Here is a 3,224-nt window from a genome sequence, read left to right as displayed (position 1 = left end):
ATAAAAATAAAATTGTCACGCATCATGATGTCACATATAAGAAATTCCCGGAGAGTTACTCTAGGAAATTTCGCTTGATGTATAACTTACTGATCCCGGTGATGTTGAGAAATAGTCGAGCACTATTGACAGTCAGTGATTTTTCAAAGAAAGAGATTACGACAGCTTATCGTTATAATCCGGAAAAAACCTTTGTCATTTACAATGCGGTATCTGATATCTTTAAACCTGCGAGTACAGACATCAAATCTGACGAAGAGACGTTCTTGCTGGCCGTTTCATCCCCTAACTATCATAAGAACTTTCATGGCTTGCTAGCGGCCTTTTCCAGCGTGTCTAAACACTCGAATGTTAAATTGAAGATAATTGGTGGTGCCAATAAAAACTTTGCAGGAATGAATTTTTCCGGTAAAGATGAAAATGATATGAAGAACGTCGAATTCCTTGGCCGCGTCACTGATGATGAACTCGTAAGTATATATCAAAAGGCGCTGGCTTTTGTTTTTCCTTCATTTTACGAAGGATTTGGTATCCCACCATTAGAAGCACAGGCATGCGGTTGCCCCGTGGTTTCGTCAAATCAGGCATCCTTGCCCGAAGTGTTAGCAGACAGCGCAATGTATTTTGATCCTTATAATAATCAAGATATGGTTAATGCCCTCGAAAAAATCATTCAGAATAGTGAAATGCGAGAGGAGTTAAAAAACAAAGGATATAAAAACATTCTCAATTACTCTTGGGTCGAGTCTGCCAGGAAGTTAGACGGCATCATCAATAAATTATAATTAGCGGCATTCCATTTATGAAACGTGCTTGCATTATAATGTCTAATATCTTCGACCAATGGTTGTGTGAAAAATGAGTAATCTTGTAAAGAATATATTCTATTTGGTTACGGAAAAATTCGCGACTACATTTATTCTTTTATTATCGAATGTCATTGTTATACGCTATCTTGGTGTCGAAGACTTTGGTAAATTAGCGATCTTCCAGCTCTATTATTTGTTGGCGGTTACTGTATCTGAGTTCGGTATACGCAGGGTTTATTCTTCGCTGAAGTCCCCAAGTCGCGAAGCATTGATTTTTAACCAAGCTTTCAATATAAAACTGGCCAGCTCTATCTTTTTCCTGATAGTGGCTTTCTTGTATTTATATATTAGCAACTATGATATAAAGTTTTACGCTCTGTTGCTGGCATTTGTTGCATCACCCTTCGAGATATTTACCTATCATTTCGAGGCTAATTTAAAAAATGCAACATTGGTGAAAATTAGGGTTTCTGTATCTCTGCTGATGGCATTGTTACGGATTCTATTGTGTTTCACCGGTGAAAATAATCTGTTCTATATTATGCTGACTTACGCGGTCAGTAACCTTATTATTAATATTCTCTGTGTGTTCGCCACGCGAAAGCACAAAATGAAAATTACAAGGGTAAGAAGCAGACTTTATCGATCTACAATACGAAAGCATTTATTCAGTCGTTCGTTGTTCTTTTGGATATCGGTTGTTATCGTTCAGCTTAATATGCGAACCGACCAATTTATGTTGTCGTTGCTTGCCGGCACAGCCAGCGTAGGGATTTATGCCGGTGCTTACAAGTTGGTAGAGCAGTTGCTGACGATCCCATCACTATTGGCCGGGGTGTTTTTACCCTATATCAGCAAGAGCCAATCTTTAGATAAAGAAAGATACCTTGAAAAACTTTATCTGTATGGCTTACTCGTGAGTATTCCTATCAGTTTATCGTTGGCACTTATTTCTCCTTGGTTGATTCCGTTTTTACTTGGCAAAGCGTTCACCGCATCGGCCCCTGTCTTTGCTGTTTTGATGTTGTCATTGCCGATACTCGTTATTGTTAACCTGAGTGGCTTATATTACAGCATATTTAAACTTGAACGCTTTGCAATTATACGAAATGCTTTTGGCTTATTGCTGAGTATTGGTCTTAACTATTTTTTGATTAAGCATTATGGTGCAACTGGCGCGGCTGTTTCCGTTCTTATCAGCTATAGCTGTGTCGCATTTTTCATTGAGTGGCTGGTGCCAAAAACCCGTCAAAATGCAAGTATTAAACTTAAGGTCTTAATGGACCTTTTAAAATTAAATACCTATCAGGAATTAATTGTTAATGTTAAAGCTAAACTTCTCAAGAAATGACAAATTAAGATCTCGGGTTTTTTGGTGGGAACCTAAGGATGGTGTCCATAATGCTGGAGATCATCTGGCAAAAGTCATTGTTGAGCAAATGCTAACGCTGAAAGATAAAGGTATTATTGATAAGCGTAATGCGAAGAACAAGCTGCTTTCTATTGGTTCTGTCATGCATTTTGCCAATACGGGAGACTGTGTGTGGGGAACGGGAATCAATGGGAAAATAAGCCATGATCAACTCAAGTTCTCCGATCTGGATGTGCGTTCAGTTCGCGGCCCTTTGACTCGTGAATTACTCCAGAAACGTGGTATTGAAGTTCCTGAGGTTTATGGCGATCCCGCTTTGCTGCTGCCGACATTCTTTAGCCGGGAACTTTTGACTGATGAGTCGTTACAGCGTGATTTGATCATTATCCCTCATATGAATGAGGATTTTAAGAAGTACGACAAATACTCCGCTGCGCTCTGTTCACCTCGTCAAGGGGCCGTGGCATTCACCAAAGCCATTGTTAATAGCAAATATGTTGTTTCCAGCTCATTACATGGTGTTATTATTGCTGAGGCCTATGGCATACCGGCAATATTCCTGGATGGCAACAGTGGTGAATCCAAGTTTAAGTATGATGATTATTATTTTGGAACGGGCAGGGACGAATACCCTATCGCCTCAACCATTGAGGAAGCTATGTCGATGACACCGGCTAAGCCAATTGATATGCCGACAGTTTCAAGTCGTATCTTCAAAGCGTTCCCTTACGATTTGTGGTGATCTCGTCGCACCCGTCAATAAAATACTTTGACGGGATTAAACAACGTAGGTAGTGAAATGAAGATAGCGTATTATCCAAAAAACACTGGCACCAATGACTATAGCAACAGGTTCAAAGCCATCCTCTCTAACTTCGGTGAGGTGAGTGGGGTTTCTTTTAAAAGTATTATCGGGAAGCTGGCTAAGTTAGATCTTGCAAGATACGATATTATATTTATTAACTGGCTCGACTCAGGGATAATTGATAAACGTGGCAAGGTTAAGCGGTTTTTGTTTTTCAAAGCAATCTTAAGAGTGGTTC

At 39.6% G+C, this 3,224-nt stretch carries 3 protein-coding genes and 1 pseudogene; all 4 read left to right on the top strand.

Annotation, left to right across the window (positions count from 1 at the left end):
- On the top strand, positions 1 to 785 hold a 785-nt coding region (locus ADK28_RS02765; protein WP_048794810.1), incomplete at its 5' end, for a glycosyltransferase family 4 protein.
- A 73-nt stretch (positions 786 to 858) separates the two neighbouring features.
- On the top strand, positions 859 to 2,160 hold the full coding sequence (locus ADK28_RS02760) for a flippase (protein ID WP_004938889.1): 1,302 nt from the start codon (positions 859 to 861) through the stop codon (positions 2,158 to 2,160).
- Positions 2,132 to 2,923 (top strand): polysaccharide pyruvyl transferase family protein, encoded by a 792-nt coding sequence (locus ADK28_RS02755; protein ID WP_048794809.1) that lies wholly within the window; start codon positions 2,132 to 2,134, stop codon positions 2,921 to 2,923. Before ADK28_RS02760 ends, ADK28_RS02755 begins: the two co-directional genes overlap by 29 nt.
- Before the next feature lie 57 nt (positions 2,924 to 2,980).
- Positions 2,981 to 3,224 (top strand): annotated as a pseudogene (locus ADK28_RS32640) (hypothetical protein); the annotation flags it as partial.

This window comes from Serratia sp. 506_PEND, assembly GCF_001076875.1.
Classification (GTDB): domain Bacteria; phylum Pseudomonadota; class Gammaproteobacteria; order Enterobacterales; family Enterobacteriaceae; genus Serratia; species Serratia marcescens.
The sequence above is the reverse complement of the archived record's forward strand: the minus strand, read 5'-3'. Positions and strand labels throughout refer to the sequence as shown.

Excerpts from the sequence above, each read along its gene's own strand:
- ADK28_RS02760 (WP_004938889.1), top strand. The coding sequence starts at position 859 with ATGAGTAATCTTGTAAAGAATATATTCTATTTGGTTACGGAAAAATTC.
- ADK28_RS02755 (WP_048794809.1), top strand. The coding sequence starts at position 2,132 with ATGTTAAAGCTAAACTTCTCAAGAAATGACAAATTAAGATCTCGGGTT.